This window comes from Dyadobacter psychrotolerans, from assembly GCF_004349265.1.
Taxonomy (GTDB): Bacteria; Bacteroidota; Bacteroidia; order Cytophagales; family Spirosomataceae; genus Dyadobacter; species Dyadobacter psychrotolerans.
In genome coordinates this window covers 564,308-585,990 of the sequence record NZ_SMFL01000001.1, presented here as the reverse complement: position 1 = coordinate 585,990, position 21,683 = coordinate 564,308, and the positions used below count along the sequence as shown (strand labels likewise).

At 43.3% G+C, this 21,683-nt stretch carries 14 protein-coding genes and 1 pseudogene; 3 read left to right on the top strand and 12 right to left on the bottom strand.

The window, feature by feature from the left end:
* Positions 1-12 precede the first annotated feature (12 nt).
* From E0F88_RS02500 to E0F88_RS02480, 5 genes are all read right to left on the bottom strand, one after another.
* A complete protein-coding gene (locus E0F88_RS02500) occupies positions 13-1,257 on the bottom strand; it encodes a sulfate adenylyltransferase subunit 1 (RefSeq protein WP_131956321.1) in 1,245 nt (414 codons plus the stop codon).
* Between the two features lie 182 nt (positions 1,258-1,439).
* Positions 1,440-2,399, bottom strand: coding sequence for a sulfate adenylyltransferase subunit CysD (gene cysD, locus E0F88_RS02495; RefSeq protein WP_229213652.1), 960 nt, complete (start codon positions 2,397-2,399; stop codon positions 1,440-1,442).
* Between the two features lie 126 nt (positions 2,400-2,525).
* The gene (locus tag E0F88_RS02490) at positions 2,526-3,227 is read right to left on the bottom strand and encodes a phosphoadenylyl-sulfate reductase (protein ID WP_131956319.1); all 702 of its coding nucleotides are present in this window, start codon (positions 3,225-3,227) and stop codon (positions 2,526-2,528) included.
* 123 nt (positions 3,228-3,350) lie between these two features.
* Complete coding sequence (locus tag E0F88_RS02485) at positions 3,351-4,538, bottom strand: trans-sulfuration enzyme family protein (RefSeq protein WP_131956317.1); 1,188 nt, start codon at positions 4,536-4,538, stop codon at positions 3,351-3,353.
* A 90-nt stretch (positions 4,539-4,628) separates the two neighbouring features.
* Positions 4,629-5,795 (bottom strand): sulfite exporter TauE/SafE family protein, encoded by a 1,167-nt coding sequence (locus E0F88_RS02480; protein ID WP_131956315.1) that lies wholly within the window; start codon positions 5,793-5,795, stop codon positions 4,629-4,631.
* Between the two features lie 194 nt (positions 5,796-5,989).
* Between E0F88_RS02480 and E0F88_RS02470 the strand changes: the two are divergent.
* Positions 5,990-6,900: pseudogene (locus tag E0F88_RS02470) on the top strand (Rpn family recombination-promoting nuclease/putative transposase).
* Between the two features lie 78 nt (positions 6,901-6,978).
* On the opposite strand, the gene E0F88_RS02465 reads toward E0F88_RS02470, so the two are convergent.
* The 3 genes from E0F88_RS02465 to E0F88_RS02455 form a co-directional block, all read right to left on the bottom strand.
* Positions 6,979-9,270, bottom strand: coding sequence for an FAD-dependent oxidoreductase (locus E0F88_RS02465; RefSeq protein ID WP_131956309.1), 2,292 nt, complete (start codon positions 9,268-9,270; stop codon positions 6,979-6,981).
* Between the two features lie 40 nt (positions 9,271-9,310).
* Complete coding sequence (locus tag E0F88_RS02460) at positions 9,311-11,341, bottom strand: glycoside hydrolase family 2 protein (protein ID WP_131956307.1); 2,031 nt, start codon at positions 11,339-11,341, stop codon at positions 9,311-9,313.
* Positions 11,342-11,426: 85 nt separating this feature from the next.
* Positions 11,427-13,505, bottom strand: a complete 2,079-nt coding sequence (locus E0F88_RS02455) for a glycoside hydrolase family 2 protein (protein WP_131956305.1) — start codon at positions 13,503-13,505, stop codon at positions 11,427-11,429.
* A 57-nt stretch (positions 13,506-13,562) separates the two neighbouring features.
* Here E0F88_RS02455 and E0F88_RS02450 point away from each other — a divergent pair, with 57 nt between their 5' ends.
* Entirely contained in the window at positions 13,563-13,799 is a 237-nt protein-coding gene (locus tag E0F88_RS02450) for a DUF8507 family protein (RefSeq protein ID WP_131956304.1), read from the top strand.
* Entirely contained in the window at positions 13,796-14,203 is a 408-nt protein-coding gene (locus tag E0F88_RS02445) for a putative toxin-antitoxin system toxin component, PIN family (protein WP_131956302.1), read from the top strand. Before E0F88_RS02450 ends, E0F88_RS02445 begins: the two co-directional genes overlap by 4 nt.
* On the opposite strand, the gene E0F88_RS02440 is transcribed toward E0F88_RS02445, so the two are convergent.
* The 4 genes from E0F88_RS02440 to E0F88_RS02425 form a co-directional block, all read right to left on the bottom strand.
* On the bottom strand, positions 14,156-15,889 hold the full coding sequence (locus E0F88_RS02440; RefSeq protein ID WP_131956300.1) for a sodium:solute symporter family protein: 1,734 nt from the start codon (positions 15,887-15,889) through the stop codon (positions 14,156-14,158). The two genes, E0F88_RS02445 and E0F88_RS02440, sit on opposite strands and share 48 nt — an antisense overlap.
* A 112-nt stretch (positions 15,890-16,001) precedes the next feature.
* Positions 16,002-18,584, bottom strand: coding sequence for a prenyltransferase/squalene oxidase repeat-containing protein (locus E0F88_RS02435; RefSeq protein WP_229213651.1), 2,583 nt, complete (start codon positions 18,582-18,584; stop codon positions 16,002-16,004).
* A gap of 125 nt (positions 18,585-18,709) precedes the next feature.
* Entirely contained in the window at positions 18,710-19,714 is a 1,005-nt protein-coding gene (locus E0F88_RS02430) for an FAD:protein FMN transferase (protein ID WP_229213650.1), read from the bottom strand.
* Between the two features lie 115 nt (positions 19,715-19,829).
* Positions 19,830-21,629: an FAD-dependent oxidoreductase gene (locus tag E0F88_RS02425; protein ID WP_131956296.1), complete on the bottom strand. Its 1,800-nt coding sequence runs from the start codon at positions 21,627-21,629 to the stop codon at positions 19,830-19,832.
* Positions 21,630-21,683: the final 54 nt, after the last annotated feature.

Here is a 21,683-nt window from a genome sequence, read left to right as displayed (position 1 = left end):
AAACACCTTATTTTATTCAATCATACAAGCACCAACGGTGACATTCGATGTTTCGTCAATCAAAATTGCAGCACCATTCGCCCTGTTTTTTTGGTAAGGATCATAGGCGATTGGCTGCGCCGTCCGTAAAACAATTCTTGCCACATCATTTAATTTCAGACTTTCAACTTCGTCCAATTTTTCATACGAGTTGATATCGATCTGATATTCAATGTCTCTGACTGAGCAGCGTGACCGCGAAGTTCCATGCTGCAGCACATATTTGTTACCAGCTTTAAGCGTTTTTTTATCGTCCATCCAGCATACAATTGCTTCCAGATCCTGGCTGATTACCGGTGAGTTGTTCAGAGAAACAATTGAATCCCCGCGACTGATATCAATATCGTCTTCCAGTAAAATTGTTACAGATTCCAAGACAGAAGCTGAGTCAATCTCATTTCCGCCGAACTCTATTTTGGCGATTTTAGATTCCTGCTCGGATGGCAAGACTTTTACAGCATCGCCTTTTTTGAAAGTTCCGCTTTGAATACGTCCGGCATATCCGCGGTAATCGTGTAATTCTTCCGTTTGAGGGCGGATGACATACTGAACTGCAAAACGTGCATCATCCTGATTCTGGTCTTTAAGCACATTTACGGTTTCCAGCATGGTTAGCAGCGTTTCACCGGTATACCAGGGCATGTTCTCAGAACGATCAACAATATTGTCTCCGTTTAAAGCACTTACCGGAATGATCGTAAGATCTTTGATATTTAACTTTTCAGCCAGTTCTTTATAAGCCTGCGCAATCTGGAGGTATCCGTCCTCCGAGTTACCGATCAGATCCATCTTGTTAATCGCTACAATTACATGCGGAATACCCAGCATGGAAGCGATCAGAGAATGGCGGCGTGTTTGTTCCACAACACCGTGACGTGCATCAACCAGAATTATAGCAAGGTCAGCATTGGAAGCGCCGGTAACCATGTTTCTGGTGTACTGAATATGCCCGGGAGCATCGATGCTGATAAACTTACGGCTTGGCGTTTGGAAATATTTGTAAGCAACGTCAATCGTAATTCCCTGCTCACGTTCAGAACGAAGTCCGTCAGTAAGTAATGCCAAATCGATTTCACCCACATTACGGCTTTTACTTGCACGTTCAATGGCTTCCATCTGGTCGGCCAGAATATTTTTTGTATCGTAAAGCAAACGTCCGATTAATGTGCTTTTGCCATCGTCTACAGAACCTGCTGTTATAAATCTTAGTAAATCCACGGTATTAGTTAAGAATTATGAATTAAGAGTGAAGAATATTGGTCGTATGCATTTTGTATGCTAGGTTCTTCTCTCAAAGTTTATTGCGCTACTACTAGTAATGGTTGATTAAAGATGATGAATATCTATCGCTATTTTTAACCGCACTGGCGGCCCGGTCTTAATTCATCACTCTTAATTTCTCAAAAGTATCCGCCCTTTTTACGGTCTTCCATTGCTGCTTCCGTTTGCTGGTCATCAATACGGGTTTCGCCGCGCTCGCTGATACGTGAAACAGTAATTTCTGCAATTACTTCATCCAGAGTGGCCGCGTTTGATTCAACAGCCGCAGTACAGGTCATATCACCAACGGTACGGAAGCGAACGGTACGCGTTACAATCTGGTCGTTTTCGTCTTTTTCAATAACAGGCGTGTTATTGAGCAAATGTCCGTCTCTCAGAATTAGCTCACGTTCGTGGGCAAAGTAGATTGATGGAAGTGCGATTTTTTCTCTTTTCAGATAAGCCCAAACATCCAGTTCCGTCCAGTTGGAAATTGGGAAAACGCGTACGTTTTCGCCTTTGCTGATACGGCCGTTAAATAAATTCCAAAGTTCCGGACGCTGACGTTTCGGATCCCATTGACCGAATTCGTCACGGAAAGAAAAAATCCTTTCTTTTGCACGGGCTTTTTCTTCATCACGACGTGCACCACCGATGCAGGCATCAAATTCGAACTCTTCAATTGTGTCGAGCAAGGTAAAAGTTTGCAGCCAGTTGCGACTTGCATTTTTACCGGTTTGTTCTTTCAAACCCTTTGCCTTAATGGTATCTTCAACGTAACGCACAACGAGCTTAGCACCAAGGGATTCAGCAAGTTCGTCACGGTAGTTGATGGCTTCAATAAAATTGTGACCTGTATCAACGTGGACCAGAGGGAAAGGAATTTTTCCGGGAGCAAATGCTTTTTGAGCAAGGCGAACCAGGGTAATGGAATCTTTACCACCGGAAAATAACAACGCAGGTCGCTCGAACTGGCCGGCTACTTCGCGCATAATGTAAATTGCCTCTGCCTCTAGCTGATCCAGATAATCAGGCGTTTTGCGTCTTTCGTCCGCTTCCTGCTCACTGATACCCGACACTTCTTTAACTGAAATTGACATATTTTTTAGCTTTTAGCTATTAGCAACTAGGCTTTTAGCTTTAATAACGACTTTTATTCTAATTTTTGAACTAATAAATATTTAGGCTGATTTTTTTGCTAACAGCTAACAGCTAACAGCTAACAGCTACTTCGCATGCAGCCCGCATTCTTTCTTCGATTCATCTTCCCACCACCAGCGTCCGGCGCGGAAATCTTCACCTTCCTGAATAGCTCTTGTACAGGGTGCGCAGCCGATACTTACAAAACCCTTATCATGTAAGGGATTATAAGGAATACCATTTGACTTTACATAACTTTTAACCTCCTCAAAACTCCAGTCCAGAATCGGATGGAATTTTATCAGGTCATGTGCTTCATCAATTTCGAGCTTACTCATAGACTGACGGTTTCCTGACTGTTCAGCCCTGATACCGGTTACCCATATTTTAGCACCTTTTAATGCTCTGTTCAATGGTTCTACCTTACGGATAAAACAGCATTCTTTTCTGTTTTCGACCGATTCATAAAAGCTCAACGGCCCTTTTGTACTCATCAATACCTCAACCATATCAGTTAGAGGATACATTACTTTAATTTTTGTATCGTACCTGTTGTTGGTTTTTTGCAAAGTCATGTACGTTTCGTTAAACATCCTTCCTGTATCCAGCGTAAAAATGGAAATGTTCAGTTTGTTCTTTAAAATGAAATCGGTAATAACCTGATCCTCGTAACCGAGGCTGGTTGAAAATACGACCTCGCCGGGAAACAGATCAGCCAAAATGGCCAGAGATTCCGTTTCGCTTTTGCCTTCAATGGCAGCGTGAAGAGAGGATATGTTTGTGTTCATGGTGGTTGTTCTTCTTCTTAATATTTAACGCTGAGTAATATGGATTTGAAAAATTGAGTTTCGCAAAGCGCCGAATTGCCTTTCTGCGAAACTCTGCCATCACTCACGTAACTCAGCGTTTGCTCACTCTAATATATCACTTTTAACCGACACCTCTACCGCGTTAGTGAAATCTTCGATCAAGTCTTCAATATCTTCCAGACCAACTGAGATACGAATCAAACCTTCGGTAATTCCCAAAGCCAACTTTTCATCTGGTTTCAGTTTGGCATGCGTCGTTGTATTAGGATTCGTCACTATGGTTCGCGTATCTCCCAGATTGGAAGAAAGCGATGCTATTTCCAAAGCCTCCATAAATGCTGATACACGTTCAAAGCCACCTTCCAGATCAATCGTTACCACAGCACCACCTGCACGCATTTGTCTTTTGGCCAGTTCATGCTGAGGGTGGGAGGGCAGAAAAGGATATTTCACCATCTTTACATCCGGATGTTTGTCCAGAGCTGCAGCAAGTGCCAGTGCATTGGATGAATGTTTTTCCATCCGCAGATTCAGTGTTTCCAGACTTTTACTTAAAACCCATGCATTAAACGGAGACATTGATGGTCCCGTCTGGCGGCAGAAAAACCTTAATTCTTTGATATATTCTTTTTTACCAACAACAATTCCGCCTAATACACGTCCTTGTCCATCCATAAACTTCGTTGCAGAGTGAACAACAAGATCAGCGCCAAAATCTGCCGGATTCTGCAATGCCGGTGAAGCGAAACAGTTATCTACATTGAATATCAACTTATGTTTTTTACAAATTCTGCCAATCATCTCAAGATCTACCAAATCCAAACCGGGGTTTGATGGTGTTTCAAGATAAACCATTTTTGTATTTGGCAAAACTGCAGCCTCCCAATCAGCCTCGCTTGCTTCGGCGTCCAAATAGGTATAGGTAATCCCCCATTTGCTCAAAATCTGTGTGATCACCTGATGTGCTGAGCCAAACAAAGCCCGGCAGGCTAAAATATGATCGCCACTTTTAAGCAAAGCGGCCATGCTGGCAAACACTGCGGCCATACCCGTTGCCGTTGCAACCCCGTCTTCACAATCTTCAAGCAGACAGACTTTGTCTACAAATTCCTGTACACTGGGATTTGAAAAACGGCTGTAAATGTTACCGTCTTCTGTTTCCTCAAAAAGAGCTTTACCTTGTTCCGCGCTTTCGAAGGTGAAACTGCTGGTCAGGAATAGAGGAGTGGAATGCTCACGATATTGCGTCTTTCTGGTTTGGGTACGAATTGCCTTGGTTTGCTTTTTCATTGTTTATGAGCTGTAAGCTTTTAGCGATTAGCTGCAAGCCTGGTAATGGATATTTCTGTTTGTTCGTTTGGTTTAAGTTGCCTGATGCGTTCAGCTAAAAAGAACCATATAAATAATCCTCAGACTGACGATGATCACAATGGTTCCGACCATGATCATCATCGTTTTAATTGGTAATCTTCTTGACAGGTTCGCTGCAATCGGTGCAGCAACCATTCCCCCTAAAATTAAACCTAAAACCACCTGCCAGTGCGAAAAACCGATTATGGTTATAAACGTAACCGAACTGGCCAGTGAGACAAAAAATTCAGCTAAATTAACTGACCCGATTGTATATTTCGGGTGACGCCCCCTGGCAATCAGCGTGGATGTTACAATAGGTCCCCATCCGCCACCGCCAATAGAATCGAGTGTTCCACCTGCCAAGGCAAGCCATCCAATTTTTTTGATCGGACGCTTTTCAATACGTTTCTTCAACGCTTTTTGAATAATAAGAATTCCCAGGATCAGGGTATAAACAGCCACCAAAGGCTTAATAATATTAATGTATCCTTCCAGAGATGAAAGCAGGTACGCACCCAGGATTGCGCCAGCCACACCCGGGAAGAGAATCTTTTTGAATAACTTACTATTTACATTTCCAAATTTAAGGTGCATATACCCGGAAACGCCGCTAGTGAAAATTTCGGAAGTATGCACACTGGCGCTCACTGCTGAGGGTGGCACTCCAATTGTTAATAGAAAAGTCGCAGAAGTAACCCCATAAGCCATTCCAAGTGCACCATCGATCATTTGCGCAACAAAACCGCCAAGCACATAATAAAAGAAACTTTCGTTGAGTTCAAGCTCATTCCATAAAATGGAAAGGCGGTCGTAAGTAAGAAATGTAAAAAGCAAATGACCCACGATCATCAGCGCAATGGCTGAAAAGATATTTACGAAAATTTCAGTTCGCGTCCGTTTGCGTAAAGTTGCCGCCCAGATTTTTTGTTGGATGGTTTCCCAGGTTAGCCGAGCCTTGGGCCCTTTGTGTGTAACAACCGGCGTTACTACGGTACCGGAAGTTTTTTGAAATAGTAGATCGGATTCTTCAGGAAGGTCTTTCAGAAAAACTACCTGACCCTTTTCCCTGGCAAGAGCAGCCAAACGACGGTCTTCTTCCGGGTTGCCACTGGCAATATATGCAACCTGGATAGATTCCCAGCTTGCAGTATCGTTGGTGCCTGATGAGGGTATAGAGTCCGCTGCTTCCTTCAAAGTCTATGTAGTATACTATTATTATAGAGTATGTTTCCATCAAAAATAGCAAACAATTGTTTGCTATTCAGGCCACAAAAGTAGAATCAAATTGTGAATTTTCAAAGAAAACTGTCGGAGAAGGGGTTGGCTTTTGAGTGTGCTACATTATTTAAAATGATTATAATACATTGCCGGTATTTTAATTTCATCACATGAGCAAACTATCGACACACGACAATTTTATCAGATCCATTATGTCTGATAAAAATATAGCAAGAGATTATTTTATGGCATACCTGCCGTCTTTTGTAGCTGACCAGCTGGATTTTGAACATTGGAGCAAAGTACAGAAACTTACATTTCGAAAGAATTACAAAAGACGATGTCTGACATTGTTTATACTTGTCAGAAAAAAGGCAAGGGAGGTTTGAAAGTATGTCTTCTGATTGAACACAAAAGTTTTCCGGATAAAAACACACCTATACAAATCGGTAGTTATATTTTTTCTAGTTTACTAAGGCAGATCGTTAATAAACAGGAGCTCGAAATGATTATTCCTGTTTTGCTTTACCACGGCAGAAAAGGCTGGGAATATCAGACTTTGGCAGATTTGTTTAAAAAAATGGATCCTGACTGGAAAAAGTTTTTGCCTGATTTCGACTATATTTACAATAATCTTGGTGACATTCCAGACCAGCAGGTTGAAGCACTTAATAATAAGTTTCTCGCTGCGTCTATCCTGGCACTGAAACAAAGTTTTGAAAAGGATTGGCTGGAGCAAACTGCTTTAATGTTGCTGGTATGGCTGGAATATGCAGATTGGAATTTACAAAGAGGGTCGATTGTTTATCTGTTTGAAAGAAGCGGATTAGAGGAAGGAAAGATCAGGGAAATTGTTGAAAGATTACCAATACCATTAAAAGACACTGTTATGAATACGGCAGAAATGTTTATGGAGAAGGGTAAAAAGATTGGTTTTGAGGCAGGGCTTGAAAAGGGAAAGGCAGAATTTGTTGTCAACTTGCTCAAAAATACTGATTTTGATGTGAGTAAAATTGCTGCGCTTGCCAATGTTTCTGAGCAATTTGTTTTCGCGATCCGGGAAGAATTACTAAAAAAATAGATATTACAAGTTTCATTTTTCCAAATTGCTTCATTCCCTGGAATAAAGCAATTTGGATTTTTTTGTTACTAATTGACATTAATAGCACCTCACCTCCATCAATGAAATCGGTACATTTGGATTACTTCCTGAAAGTCTGATTTTTAAATGCTGGGTTGTAACCGGTTTTTCAAAAACGACGGTTCTTTTACTTAAATGATTGTCCGTTATTGTGCCGACAACCTGATCGTTGCAGTTCGTTATGGTAATGTCACTCACACAAAACGGCATAACCGTCTCAGGATGCACATAGATGACGTTTTCCATCGGATGATCGTAATCTGTGTCAAACACAAATTCTACTTTTGAGATTGTTGCAGGTTCATTCCAGCTGACCGTAATTAAAGGACTCTTATCATTCAAATCCGCAACCCAGGCATTTGGTTGGGAAACAGGTCGATGCAGACCATTAGTCAGATTATCCGTTCCGAAAACAGAAATTGGCTGGTCAAATCTCATTGCAATATTTCTTCCTTCCGGGCGGCGCTGCGGGCACCAGAACTCAAAAGTATCCACACCAATATCTTCGGTCGGTTCCTGTTTGCCGTAATTCGAAACAGCCGGATTCGTAGCATTAAACACAGAAACCAGTCCTGTTATCCTTGTTTCGCTGTATTGCAGTTTTACCTTTTCATTTTTCATGAAACAGATAAATGCGTAACCTGCTTCATCAAAAGTACTTTCCCAGTCAGCCTGTAATTCATTTATGCCTTTGACCAGCTTGAAGTGTTTTGTCTCAAGGGTAACGTCCGGTGTGTGATTGAATGATTTACTGCTTTTTCTCAGTTCGACTTTAAATTCCATCGCTTCTTCTGCATCAACCCAGAACGTAACTGACGGTGCTTTTCCAGGAACAACAGGCAGCATTTGCGCTACGGAATCCTTTACAGGCGACCAGAAATCGGAGCCAGGAAGTTCTTTTAAATTTAAAGTTGATGATGCGGTAATCTGCACTGCGTTTTGCACAAGATTTTCAGCATCTTTAACTGGAGTCTGCGGTAGGTATTGTCCTGAACGCCATAGTTCAAGCTGTAATTCTTTGAGATGATTTTCTCCTAATTCCCGGGGAGAACAATTGTATTTTTTACACAAAGCAGCTGCAACGGCCACTGCCTGGCCACCAACAGCACTGGTTGCCATCACACGGGTAGATGCAAAAGCAACATGCGTTGCGCTGATGATCCGGCCAGCAATGAACAAATTACTGACGTTTTTACTGTAATAACAGCGGTAAGGAATGGAATAAACGCCCTTGCTATGCCACTGATTACATCCCGACTGATCACTGTAAATTCCATCAGCGGGGTGCAGGTCAAGGCTCCATCCACCAAAAGCGACGGTATCATTAAAAGTCTTTTGTTCTACAATATCTTGCTGGGTCAGCATATAATCACCTTCAAAACGGCGACTTTCTCTTTTACCGGGAATTGTTCCCACCCATTCCAAAGTCATGTTTTCAGCCTCGGGAAATTCGCCTGAGTTTTTAATATAGTTCCAGGCGCCATAAACCACTTTCCATAATTCCCATTTAATTTTTTCGGTGTCATGAACAGTGTCCAGGCGTCCGCCATATTCAAGCCACCAAAGCCGGCAACCGAAGTCTCTTGGGTTAAATGTTTTATACCGGGGAATATCTTTGATATCCTGCAAGGCAAAAGAAGGCGGAACAAACTTGACAGGGCGGCCGACATCTTTGGAATAAAAATACATGGAGTGCCCAAGCAATTCTCCATACGCTTTATCCGGAGCAAATCTTTCGCCAAATTCCTCTACGGACTCAGCGCCCATCCGGAATGCTGCACCTGCCAGAAAACCGACAATCCCGTCACCAGATGCATCGCAAAACAAAGGTGCGCTTAAAGTATACTGTGTACTGTTCTGACTGCAAAAGGCGTGTACAGCAGTAATCTGATCTTCATTTTCACGTCCTTGCGGATTTTTATCCAGATCGTAAACTGCTGTATTTAAAAGCAGTGTGACGTTTTGTTCTTCGACGATTTTTTCAAGTAATACAGTGTCAAAAATCAGTGGATTCCCATCCGGATTCCGGTATATATTTTCCAGCATAATCTCATCGATCACGCCACTTTCCCGTGCCCATCGATTGTTGTTACCCATGTGCGAGGTTGCACCTAAAATCCACAGCCTGACCTCACTCGAGCAGTTCCCGCCCAGTACCGGCCTGTCCTGGACCAGTATTACTGTAATACCCGCTCTGGCAGCGGTTATAGCTGCGCAAGTCCCGGTTAATCCTCCTCCTACAATCACCAGGTCAGCCGATTGGTCAATGCGCTTTAGCATCCTCTTCTCTTTTGATTCTTCCTTAATCATTTGTCAAGTATTTATATCACTGGCCTCAGCAGACCGTTTTTTATTTTAGTATAAATTCAGTCTCCGTGGTCAGGAAACCCGTCGTCTTGTAAATGGAAATGTGTGCCCGGCCTTCAAATCCCCGGATAGGAACAGTAATCTCCCTGCTTTCGCCGGGGTTCAGATCGGGGATCAGAACTTTGGATTGTGCGGTTTTTAAATAATAACCGTAAAGTTTCCGTGCTGGAAAATCGGGCCTGGCCGTCAGCTTTACTTTGAGCGTGTTCAATCCTTGTTCGCCAGATTGATATTCTACTTTTTCTATCGTAATGGGAGATAGTTCTTCCTGGTGAACTTTGTAGGCAGCACGGGGTGAGCGGTTTGGATCCACGATACCCCATTGACGGAAACCGTTTACGTTGGTGCCAAACAATTTACTGCGGTAATCATTATAGGTCCACCACGAAATACCGGCGACATAAGGTCTTTTTCGGATCTCGGACAAGACTTCCCGGATATGTTTAGCCTGTTGTGCCTCGGCTCCGTTTCCGTCCGAGCGTGTACCCCACTCGCTGATAAATACAGGTTTATCAGGATAAAGTTTATGAATATGATCGAGCGACCTGGCATGTCCGCCGTAGGTGTTGGTTGATACAAAATCCACATACTGACTGGCTTCATCTTCTGGTTTAGCGGGCAAGGTGTTCAGGCGATTTGTTGCAAAAGTATAGAGGCGTGTGGGATCGACTTCTCTGGCGAAAGCAATCATGTCTTTCGTCCAGCGCTGACCGCCTGGTTGGTCGGAAAGGTATTCATTACCAACACTGTATGCTATTACACTCGGATGATTCCAGTCGCGCTCAGCCATTTCCCTAAACTGCGACTTGTATTTGGTACGCATCGAATCATTGTCCATTTGCTTTGGTGTAAGCTGCCAGTTTCCGACTTCGGAGATGATCAGCATTCCGTATTGGTCGGCCAGGTCATAGAAATATTCTCCGGGCGTATAATGTGTTAACCGCTGGAACTCCATGCCAGCCTCTTTCATGAGGCGAAAGTCTTTTTCTACAAGCCAGTCCGGCTCCATCGAGCCAAGGCCCGGATAATCCAATACACGGTTGCCTCCCCCGACTTTCAGTGGATTTCCGTTGAGCAGGATCTGTGCATCCCTGATCTCGATTTTTCGTATCCCAAAGCGGGAGTCGATCGAGTCAGAGCCGACAAAGGCCTTGAGTTTGTACAAGTTCGGCTGGTCAAGGTTCCAAAGCTTCACATCCGTGGCCGCGATGGTTGCTTCGGCCTCGATTAAGGCAGTCTGGCCCGCAGGAATGCTCACAGACTTCGTTTTCCAGCGTAATGAAACTGGTCTTTTATCTAAAAATACAGCAAGTTCAACTTTTGGCGTAGCTGCATTTGAAGATGCATTTTTTACCCTTATTCTGGCCGTAATGCTGGCAGAGTTCTTAATAAGATCCGGTGTTGTTTCAATCCTGATATTTTCAACATAAACCTCGGGTTTGATCGTCAGGTAAACCGGGCGAATCAGTCCACCATAATTAACCCAACCTACAAAGGCATCATTGACGTTTCCATTATCCTTTACTCCGGGAATGGTGTTTGTTTTCCATGTATTATTATTGACTGCTACCACCAGTTCGTTATCACCATTTTTCAGCAAAGAAGTCACATCGAAGTTGAAAGGTGTATAGCCACCTTCATGCTCACCAACTTTCTGACCATTCAACCAAACAACGGTTTTGTAATAAGCCGCATCAAAATGCAGGATCACGCGTTTACCCGATGTTGGTTTCCAGGGAAAGAATTTACGGTACCATGCTGTTCCCGTGAAGAATTCATAGCGGGCATCTGTTGAAAAACAGTGCGGTACGGTTACTACATCCTGTCGGGAAGGTTTGGCAGAGTTCTCTTTGTACCACTGATTCGAAATGCCAAGCTCGGCCGGGTCCAGTATAAACAACCAGTCCCCATTCAGCGATATTGCGCCGGGATCCTTGATATGGAACTGGGCAAAGCTGTTTTGACAAATGCAGCAGACAATGACAAGAAGTAAGTTTAGAAATTTATGGTTCATAAAGCGGGTTATGAATTTCAAATGGATTTTGACCAATGCTTGCTATCCGGAATGCCACGAATGGAATGGTGGCAGAAGACAGGAATTATTTTAAATCGATCGTCTCATCAAGAACTCTGAATCCTGTTGGTTTAAAAATGTAAATGCTGATATTTTTATCAAAGCCCCTGATCGGTATCACGATTTCTTTGCTTTCTCCGGGAATAAGGTTTGGGATGTTGATGGATTTGCCTGATATCTGTATATAATATCCCTGAATAGCATAGGCAGGGAAATCGTTACGGGCGGTCACTTTTACGGTGAGCTGATGCTCGCCCTGATCACTGGTTTTAAAACTTACTTTTTCCAGGGCAACAGGCGACATTTCGCGTTGATAGGTTTTGTAGGCAGGCCGGGGTGTGCGGTCAGGACGAACAATTCCCCAGGGGCGATAGCCATTTGGGTTCGTGCCGTGGTAACGACTTTGGTAGTCATTATAAGTCCACCATGAAGCGCCGATTACATACGGTCTTTTCCGGATTTCATTGACAACATCCGTCACATGCTGCGCCTGAGCAACTTCGCTTTCGTTGAAATCGTGAATATCAGAGCGCGTTTTCTCCCGCCAGAATTCTCCTTTGTTGTCAGCTCTTGCACCCCATTCACTGATCAATATTGGTTTTTCAGGATACAGTGCGTGAATATGATCTAAAACCTTAGCGTGATTTCCATAGGTATTGGTACTTACAAAATCAACATATTGGCTGGCTTCGTCTTCCGGTTTTTTCGGCATACTGTTCAGAAACATACTCGCAAAAGTGTAAAGCCGGGTTGGATCAAGTTCACGGGCATAAGTGATCATGTCCTTTGTCCATCGCTTTCCTGCATCGTGTAATGACATATATTCGTTGCCGACACTGTACGCAATCACACTTGGATGATTCCAGTCGCGTTCTGCCATTTCTTTAAACTGTGAACGGAATTTTGTCCGCATCGAATCATTATTCATCTGATTTGGCGTGAGCTGCCAGTTGCCAGCTTCGGTGATAATCAGCATGCCGTATTTGTCTGCCAGATCGTAGAAATATTCGGAGGGCGTGTAATGGGTCAGACGCTGAAATTCCATTCCCGCTTCTTTCATCATACGGAAATCCTTTTCTATCAGCCAATCCGGCTCGAGAGAACCCAGTCCCGGATAATCTACGACGCGGTTACCGCCGGCGAGTTTCAGCGGTTTTCCATTAAGCAAAAGCTGTGCATTTTTTACTTCCACTTTTCTGATTCCAAAATTTGCTGTAAGCGTATCCGTGCCGATAAATGCTTTAAGCTGGTACAGGTTCGGATCGTCGAGGTTCCAAAGTTTTACCTGTGCAGCCGTAAGCGAAGTTTCCGATTCCAGAATTCCGGACTGTCCTGCGGAAATGGGCGAGGAATTTCCTTTCCATTTCATTACCAGCGGCTTGTCTTTAAAAGAAACGGCATAACCGGTTTTGGGAGTAACCGCATCCCTGGAAGCATTGTGAATCCGGAACTTTGTTTTTAAAACAGCTGTACCTTTTTCCAGATCAGGGATGGCCTCAATTTTTATATTATCTGCATAAACCTCAGGTTCAATCGTAAGATAGACAGGCCGGATTAATCCTCCATAATTTGCCCAGCCCATGAATGCATCATTTACATCGTTGTTGTCTTTGGCACCTGGTATCGTGCCTGGTTTCCAGGTGTTGTTGTTTACCGAAACCGCCAGCAGGTTATTTCCATCTGAGAGGAAATCTGTAATATCAAAGCTGAAAGGTGTGTAACCACCTTCGTGCTCACCAACTTTTTTGTTATTAAGCCAAATGTGGGTTTTGTAATAAACGGCATCAAAATGCAGGATTATCCGTTTGCCACCCAATTGTTTCCAGTTGAAAGATTTTCGATACCAAACCGTACCGGTGTAAAATTCATATCGGGGATCAGCAGAAAAGCAATGCGGAACCGTGACCTTATCAAATCGGCCAGCCTGTGAAACCTTATCCGTAAACCATTTTCCCGGAACGCCCATTTCGGCAGGATCCAATGCAAATGACCACTCACCATGTAAAGGGATCGCGTTTGGCTGTTTTATAAAGTACTGAGCGGATGTATTGCCATAAATACATAAAAAGATCAATACCGACAGAATACTAAATTTGGAAGTCATATTTTGATTAAAACAATTCGTAAAGATTTGGTTATTTTTGTAAAAACGATACTGAAAATGGATACTGCCCAGACCATCCCGACAAGATTGAGTAATCTTCAAATGGAACTTTTGAAATTGTATTCCTATAATGTTTCAGAAAATGAATTAAAGGAGATTCAGAAGCTTCTTGCCAACTACTTTTCCAAAAAAATTGATACTGAAATGGATTTGCTTTGGGAAGACAATAATTGGAGCGACGAAACGATTGAGTCCTGGAAATCGGAACATCTGCGAGGAAAGCCTGCGCTATGAAAATAGTTCTGGATACTAACGTTTTACTTATCTCAATTCCGGTAAAATCCAAATATCGCCCTATTTTTGACAGTTTAAGAGATGGAAAATTTGAACTGGTTGTAAGCAATGATATTTTGCTGGAATACCATGAAATATTGAGTTTGAAAACATCCTCATCAGTTGCTGACAATGTCATTAAACTGATTCTTTCTCTTGAAAACTGCACGCTGCAATCAACTTTTTTTGAATGGGGGATGATGCATAATGATCCCGATGATAATAAATTTGTCGATTGTGCTCTTGTTTCCAATGCAGACCATTTAGTATCCGACGACAGACATTTTAATATTTTAAGTGACATAAGCTTTCCTAAATTATCTGTGATCGGGGTTGATGATTTCCTTCGACTGCTCAATATTTGAGTCAAGTATTATCTTCCTCGAAGCACTATATGGTATCAGCGTAGCAATCAAAATTACCCCTGCAATGGTTGCCGTAATACCTGCTCCGGAAGTTGTAAAGGTGCTCAGCACAAATAAAATGAGTGCTGTGAACAGTAGCGCACCGGCAATGACCTGTAATCCAAAACGATTCTGACGTCTTATTTCCAGTGCTTCCTCCGGTGTTGCTTCGATTAGGTTGTGAATCCTTTTTTGTTCACGGGTAACCTGGTAAGTAAGAAATTCCTGTGCAGTTGCATCTTTAGATCTTGCCCAAAGTTCATAAGCCAAAAGCAATAGCAGCGGCAAACCGACTCCCACAATATTTTCCATTCCACGTGACAGTTTGAAATCAAGAAATAACGGAGCCAATATTTTAAAGAATAAATTAACGGTCAATCCGATTCCGGTAACCCAAAGCGTGACTTTACTGGTAAGTCGTTTTGAAAACAACGCCCAGAGCGGAGGCGCAAGCAGCGGACCACCGGATATAGCCGAGATACTCAACACGACTTCAACGATTCCACCTGCAGCGGGCACCATCAAAGCAATACCGATCATCCCCAATCCAAAAAACCAGGACGAGCCTCTTGCTACCCGGATCAGCTGTTTGTCGGACGCACCGGGATTAACCATTCCTTTATAAATATCATTGGTAAAAACAGCTGAAACTACATTCAAAGCCGTGTTGGCGCTGGCTGAGGTTGAAAAGTACATACCCGTCAGCATCAGTCCAAGAAGACCCGGAGGAAGTACCAGTTTGCATATCATGAGATAGGCGTTCTCTGTGTCCAAACCTGTGAGAGATGGATTGATCGCCTTGTAGATCATCGGCGGGAACATCCAGATCACCGGGCTGATCAGGTATAAACCTGCAAAAAGAAAGGCGACTTTCCTGGCCGATTTTTCGCTGTCGACGCTCGTATAGCGCTGAACCATGGTCCAGTTTCCGCCAATATAACAAATGTGGTAAATGATAAAAGCCAGGACAAAACCGATGGTGTATTCGCCGTTTAAAAGATTGAAGAAATCGTCCGGAACATTTTTTACAAAACCGTCCCATCCGCCAACACGATCAAATGAAAGGGGCAATAAGATAAAAACGGCTGCACACAATACAACAAACTGCAAAATGTCCGTCACCATGACAGCCCACAGTCCGCCAACCGCGGTATATGCGATCATGAATAAACCCAGTCCGATTGTGCAGGGAACGAGCGGAAGATCGAGAGACACGCTCACCAGCCTGGCAACCGGGTAAAGCACCGATCCTTTGATAAAAACAGAAACCAGCGTAAAAATAAAAATATAGGTTTTCTGAACAGAAAGCCCCAATCGCTCACGGATAAATTCTGCGGCGGTAAGTGCTCCGGTTCTTTTCCAATATGGTGCCAGAAACAGACCCGTAACAAGCGCGCCGATACACATGGTCCATTGAATTGTAATAGCCACCCAGCCGTGTTTGTAGGCTATTGAACCCCAGGCTACAAAAGTACCGGCTGAGAAAAAGCTCATGAAAAGTGACAGTCCGCCGATGAACCAGGGAACGGCTTCACCTCCGGCAAAAAAGGATTTCAAATTTCGTCCTGTGCGCGCAAACAGCAAACCGATGGCAAGTACAAAGGCTGAAAAAACAACGATTACAACAGTATCAATGGTATTGTTCATATTTAGCTTTAAGCTTTTGGCAATTAGCTGTCAGACTTAGCAATCCCTTCCTGCGAAAGGCTGACATGATTTGTTTTGATTTTATAAGATTGATGTTCGTTAGCGAAAGCTGTTATTCGAATATGACACTGTAAACCTCTATTCCAAATCCGGGTAGTTGAAAGGATACTGTTTTATCAGCATTCGTCAGTGCCTGACCCGAACTGGTCCTTTTTATGGTTTTGATTGTCTTGCCCGCTGCCCATTTCTCCGGATGCAATGAAATTTTTCCATCCGTTGGCTGCGATCTGTTGTTGAGAAGTACCAGATAAGCCTCCTTAGTTTGCGGGTTTTCTGCTAAAACATAATCGACAACTGGCGGATTATCCATAACAAATCCTTCCCGGATAACCAGTTCTGCTTTATTACCATAAATATTTCCGGGTTCAAAACCGTATGTCTGATGTGGCCCGACTTTGGGCGTTACAAATCCTCTTGGGAATGCTACTTTCCCGTCTGACCGTAGTTCGGCTTCGGCCATAATATAGTCGGTTATCCAGCCAACCTGCCACCAGGCATGATGCGGATAGGGGCCGGCTCCCTTGTTCATTGCCTGCCAGTAATAAGAAGCAACGCTGGTTTTGCTATCGACAAAGGCGTCTCGCCCGATGGCCGCGGCTCTTGCCATATCAGCAAAAATCGGCTCTTTGGTTATCTGATACATCCTGATAAACATGCCTGCGTGGCTGGCCAGCTGAATGGGCCCTAATCTTGTAGCAGATCCAAAAATACCGCCATGCTCAAAACTCAAACCTGTCTGGCTGATCTCCCAATCCTGCTTCTGCTTCCCATTGACCGTTTTTATTGCCTGGCTTGCAATGGGATGTGTGTAAATAGAAGTTGTATAAATCTTCGCACAGGTGATTGCAGCATCCTGATAACGCTTGTTTTTGGTCATGTCGTATAAATCCAAAAACGCCTGTGCAGACTGACCTGTAGCAAAATCAGGCGCATATCTTGCGTCTCCGCAGACACCCAGAAAACTTCCTTTTTCAACCGAATTTTTAATGATCCAGTCAGCACCTTTTTGTGCTGCTTTCAAATATTTTTCATCTTTCAGGATTCGGTAGGCAACCATTAAGCCATAAAACGAAGGGCGTACATCTTTAAGGTCTTTGAAAAGTTCGCTTTCCGTTTTACGGTCGTAGGCAACTGCGAAACTTCCGTCGGGCTTTTGCCAGGATAGCAGCCGCTCGGCGCCTAAGCGAAGCCGCTCTTTTAACTCGGTATTATTTGGTTCAAACAAAAGCATATTGCCCATATCCAGCATCACATAGTATGTCAAAGCAATCGGTTCGACTACCTCGCCCCATTCTTCAACAAACTTTTTCTTTTTGGCAAGATAATATTGGCCTTCGATCGCACCATTAAAAAATCCCTTTTCTGTATCCTGCTGAACCAGTTTAAAATTTAAAGCTGGTGGCAAAACTTTTTCTTTCAGCTCCGGATCTTTTGTGGCGTTTGCGAGCATCCACATAGCACCATAATCTGCATTTTTCATGGCGTCTTTATTTGAGCCAACTACTCCGCCCAGGTACGACTGCGCTCCGATCTGCCTGCCTTTATATTCTTCAATATTCCAAAGCGAAGTTTTCGGATCAGTGAGATAGTGATGCATATTTTCAATCCGGCTGGTCAGCGATTGCGTACTTTGGCGCAGCGGCAAGGTTTCCTTAAACTTGTAAATGTCATAGGCAGCATGATTTACTGCCTTGAACCAGTCATCCGCTGTGAGACTATACCGGAAAGAATAGCTGATTTCCTCGCCTTCATTACGTTCAGATTTGTCTTCTCCCAAAACAGGGTAATAAAGCGTTGGTGATAGCTGAGCCTTTCTGTTCATGTGGGACAGGCCAATAAACCAGTCTATTTGCGTGAATTTGTCTTTTGCCCACGGGTCTCTGGCCAAACCCGGTTCCGGAATCACAGAGAGGGTCATGCCATTTTTAGAACTCATCAACGGACTCAGTGTAGTAGCGCAACGTTCGCGATAGACAACCGGGCGGTCCGGAATTCCGTGGCCGTAAGCATAGGCGAGCGCAAAATTTTTCTGTATAAAATTTCCCTGGAAATAACCGGGGACTGAAACCCAGGACATTTTTTCAACAGGCAAAGTAGCAAGGGTCGGTGTGGCCAAAGAAAAAAATCCTTTCTTCTTTGGGATCAGCCGCATCGTAACCAAAATGTCGTTTGGAAACGCAGGGTCCAGTTTCCAGTTTGCGATGATCGTTGCTACCTCCGTTTCCTTTTTGAATTCAAGCTCATTTTTTTTGATCAAAATTCCGGAGGGAATAAATTGGAAAACCTGTCCGGCTGTATTCAACGGCACTTCGGTAATGCTTTCTTTCCATTGTAATTTTTGGTAATGGTAAGACTCTTCGGGGAAAGTGCCTCCGGTAATTTTTTCAAAAGTTTCCTTTGGCTCAGGGGATGGTTTTGTTTCAGAATATAACAAAGTATACTCTCCGGACGGAATCAAACCCTGTATCCATTTCTCATTCTTTTTTACCATGACCTCACTAATGCGCCAGCCGTTTTTTTCGTTTTGCCAGTATACACGAATATTTCCGTTGGTAAGACTTGAAGGGTTTTTCTTTTGGGCAAAAGAGGAAATTGTGATGCCGAGAAAGAGAAATATGAAAAGTTGAAATCTCATTTTATTGTGTTTTTATTTCGGTGCGCTGCACCTTTTATATCACTTCGGTTATTGTCACTCTACAAACATTTCGCCGCGCTGCGGCTCGCTAAATTTCCGTTCAGAATATATTTCCAAGACAGATCTTAATTTACTTTTTTAACAAAATCCTTTATGCCGTCCGAAGCAAAGTCATTTAGTTTTCCATCTGTTCCGGTAAAAATCAGGTATACATCCAGATCTTTTTCTTTTTTGATAAATCGTTTTGTTTCCTCCACACCCATGACAAAAAAGGCAGTATCATAAGCGTCTGCGGTGATCGCGTCTTTGGCAAAAACAGTTACGCTCAGCAATGCTGTTTGCTCCATCGAACCGGTTTTGGGATTGATCAGATGGTTAAAAACCTGACCGTCTTTTTCAAAATGATTCCGGTAATTTCCGGCTGTTGTCATGGCACGGTCGGAGAGCTGAACGGTACTATACAGCGTACCGGGTTTAAGCGGATTTTCAATGCCATTAACCCAGAATTTATCGTCATTTTTTTTGCCTCTGCAAACTATCTCGCCGCCAATCTCCACCATATACCGGTCAATATTTTGTTGCTCCAGAAAACGGCTGATCAGGTCTACCGAATAACCTTGTGCAATTCCGTTAAAATCCAGTCTTACATTCTCCTGGGCTTTCTGCACCATTACAGAGTCGAATTCTATCTGGCCGAAACCCACCAGTTTAAGCAAAGAATCTATGTTCTGGAACTGTGCGTTTTTAGTTTTTTTAGGGCCAAATCCGTAAGCTTCCACAAGCGGCATGATGGTTGGGTCGAAAGCGCCGTTTGTTTTTTCAAAAGCTTCTTTGGACTTTTTTAAAACCGGATAAAAATAGGGTGACCTGAATCTGATTGCATGGGAACGGTTAAATTCGGAAATCTCAGAATCTTCACGATACAGCGACAAACTCTTATCAAAATCATTAAGAATGGAGTCGGTCTGTGTTTTAAAATTTCGGTTTTGTTTGTCAAAATATTTAATATGGTAAGTCGTTCCCTGCGCCTCTCCGCTGACTGAAATCATCGGAATCTGATTCTGGGCTATTGCTGCAAAATGCAGTAAAAAAAACCACATAATGATATAGGCTAATGTTCTTTTTGCCACGAATGCACGAATTTTACACGAATGTTTATTTGCGATTGTCAGATTCAATAATATATTAATCTAATATTCGTGTGTATTAGCGGTCCGCCGTAGCGGTGCATCAGTGGCAAAAAAATCAGGGCTGCGGAGCCAGCGTTTCACCTTTCAAAATGGCAGTAAGTTCAGGTAAATGATGCTCGTAAACACCTCTGGGGGTTGTTTTATACTTGGTTGCAAGCGAGGCTGCAAAACCCACCACTTCGCCCATCATACCACATGTTCTCATCACACGTGTGCTTCCAAAAGCCACATGCGTGGTGCTGATGTTTCTTCCGGCCATAAACAGGTTTTGAATATTTTTGGAATAAAGGCAGCGGTAAGGAATGGTGTAAGGTGCCACTTTGATGTGTTTGGTGCTTGCAAAAAATTCCTGGCCTTCAAAATATTTGCTGTTTTTTGCATCCGGAAAATGAAGGTCGATCGTCCAGGTAGCCGTTACGGAACCATCCGGATAAAACTTGCCTTCCTGAATATCCATTTGGTTCAAGATATGATCTCCGATGATTCTTCTGGATTCTCTTTTTCCGCCGATGTAGGCAACCCACGCCAGTTCTTGTTTAGCGTATTTTTCCTTTTTATTGTTTTTTAAATAAGACCAGTTCCCGTAGATGGCGCGCAGGTTATGATCACGGATTTGCTCTGCCTGGGTAATGGTGTTGAAATTCCCAAAGCCGGTTTCCCATTCCCAATCAGCCTTTCCTTTATCGATATGATATTCATCTGAAAACTGTAATGCCCAGGGCGTTTCAGGGAAAGTGGTGACCGTATCGACCGGAAGTGAAGCCCAGAGATTGGAGGTTCCCAGAGTGAAATTGTCAGCTTTATCAGCCGCCAGCGATTCGCCGGTCTCTGCTTTGCTTTCTCTTCCCATACGGAACTCAGCGCCGGCTAAAAATCCGAGTGTTCCGTCTCCGGTACAGTCTGAGAAGAAGGAACCTTCAAAACGTGTTTCCTTATTTGTAGCAATGTCTCTTCCTACAACTGCTGTAATTATGTCATTCTGAGTTTCTGCTTTATAGACAAATGTGTTCAGGAAAAGAGAAATGTTTGGCTCAGCTTTAATAATGTCGATCTTTCGTTTGTCACCATATTCCTTGGCATCAGGATTTCCGTTTCCCGGATCACCGTTGTCCATTTCTCTCACAATACGACCCAGTTTTGGGTAATGGTTTTTGTCAACATCCCCCATTAAATGCACACGTATTTCCGAGCTGTTGTTTCCCCCCAAAACCGGCCGGTCCTGGATCAGAGCAACTTTCATTCCCATTCTGGCTGCAGATATTGCCGCACAGGTACCTGCAATACCGCCACCGACAACCACCATGTCAAATCGTCCCGGTGAGGACGGTGTTTCACCCAGGTTCAATAGTTTTTTGCGAAAAGCGGTCAGTTCATCGAGTTTATTAGGTGGAGTGAATTTTGGTGCATCCGTAAAAAGAATCGCATCGCAGCGGCCATTAAAACCGGTAAGATCTTTAAGAGAAAGTATTATTTCATTCTTTTTTATATCAGTTTCACCCGCGTCATACCATTTCCACTCATCCGATCCGCTTTCTCCGAATATTTGTTTAATCGGCGTCCCATCAACTGAAACCTGAAACTTGCCCGGTCCTTTTGGAAACGGCGCCCAGTCCTTGGTTCGAACCCAGACATGGTATTTACCTGGTTTAGGAAATTTCACAGTCGTTGAGGCATCCTTAACCGGTCTGCCCATTCCGTGAGCCATGATGTAGGAGGAGTTTAAAACAACAAATGATTGCTGGTCGATCACCCATCCACCTTTATTCTGAAATGATTCTGTTTCGACGAAAACGTGGTTTTGCGCAGACAGCTGTAAGGTTAGGAGTAGTAGGAGTATTGTTACGTTGATCTTCATGGGACATGGGATTTATTTTATCAAATAGTCTTGTTCTTGTTGTTATTCAACCCT

What these genes read in the sequence shown, in the direction of transcription:
- cysD (WP_229213652.1), bottom strand. Translation starts at nt 2,399, where the DNA reads ATGTCAATTTCAGTTAAAGAAGTGTCGGGTATCAGTGAGCAGGAAGCG.
- E0F88_RS02490 (WP_131956319.1), bottom strand. Translation starts at nt 3,227, where the DNA reads ATGAACACAAACATATCCTCTCTTCACGCTGCCATTGAAGGCAAAAGC.
- E0F88_RS02485 (WP_131956317.1), bottom strand. Translation starts at nt 4,538, where the DNA reads ATGAAAAAGCAAACCAAGGCAATTCGTACCCAAACCAGAAAGACGCAA.
- E0F88_RS02465 (WP_131956309.1), bottom strand. Translation starts at nt 9,270, where the DNA reads ATGATTAAGGAAGAATCAAAAGAGAAGAGGATGCTAAAGCGCATTGAC.
- E0F88_RS02460 (WP_131956307.1), bottom strand. Translation starts at nt 11,341, where the DNA reads ATGAACCATAAATTTCTAAACTTACTTCTTGTCATTGTCTGCTGCATT.
- E0F88_RS02455 (WP_131956305.1), bottom strand. Translation starts at nt 13,505, where the DNA reads ATGACTTCCAAATTTAGTATTCTGTCGGTATTGATCTTTTTATGTATT.
- E0F88_RS02450 (WP_131956304.1), top strand. Translation starts at nt 13,563, where the DNA reads ATGGATACTGCCCAGACCATCCCGACAAGATTGAGTAATCTTCAAATG.
- E0F88_RS02445 (WP_131956302.1), top strand. Translation starts at nt 13,796, where the DNA reads ATGAAAATAGTTCTGGATACTAACGTTTTACTTATCTCAATTCCGGTA.
- E0F88_RS02440 (WP_131956300.1), bottom strand. Translation starts at nt 15,889, where the DNA reads ATGAACAATACCATTGATACTGTTGTAATCGTTGTTTTTTCAGCCTTT.
- E0F88_RS02435 (WP_229213651.1), bottom strand. Translation starts at nt 18,584, where the DNA reads ATGAGATTTCAACTTTTCATATTTCTCTTTCTCGGCATCACAATTTCC.
- E0F88_RS02425 (WP_131956296.1), bottom strand. Translation starts at nt 21,629, where the DNA reads ATGAAGATCAACGTAACAATACTCCTACTACTCCTAACCTTACAGCTG.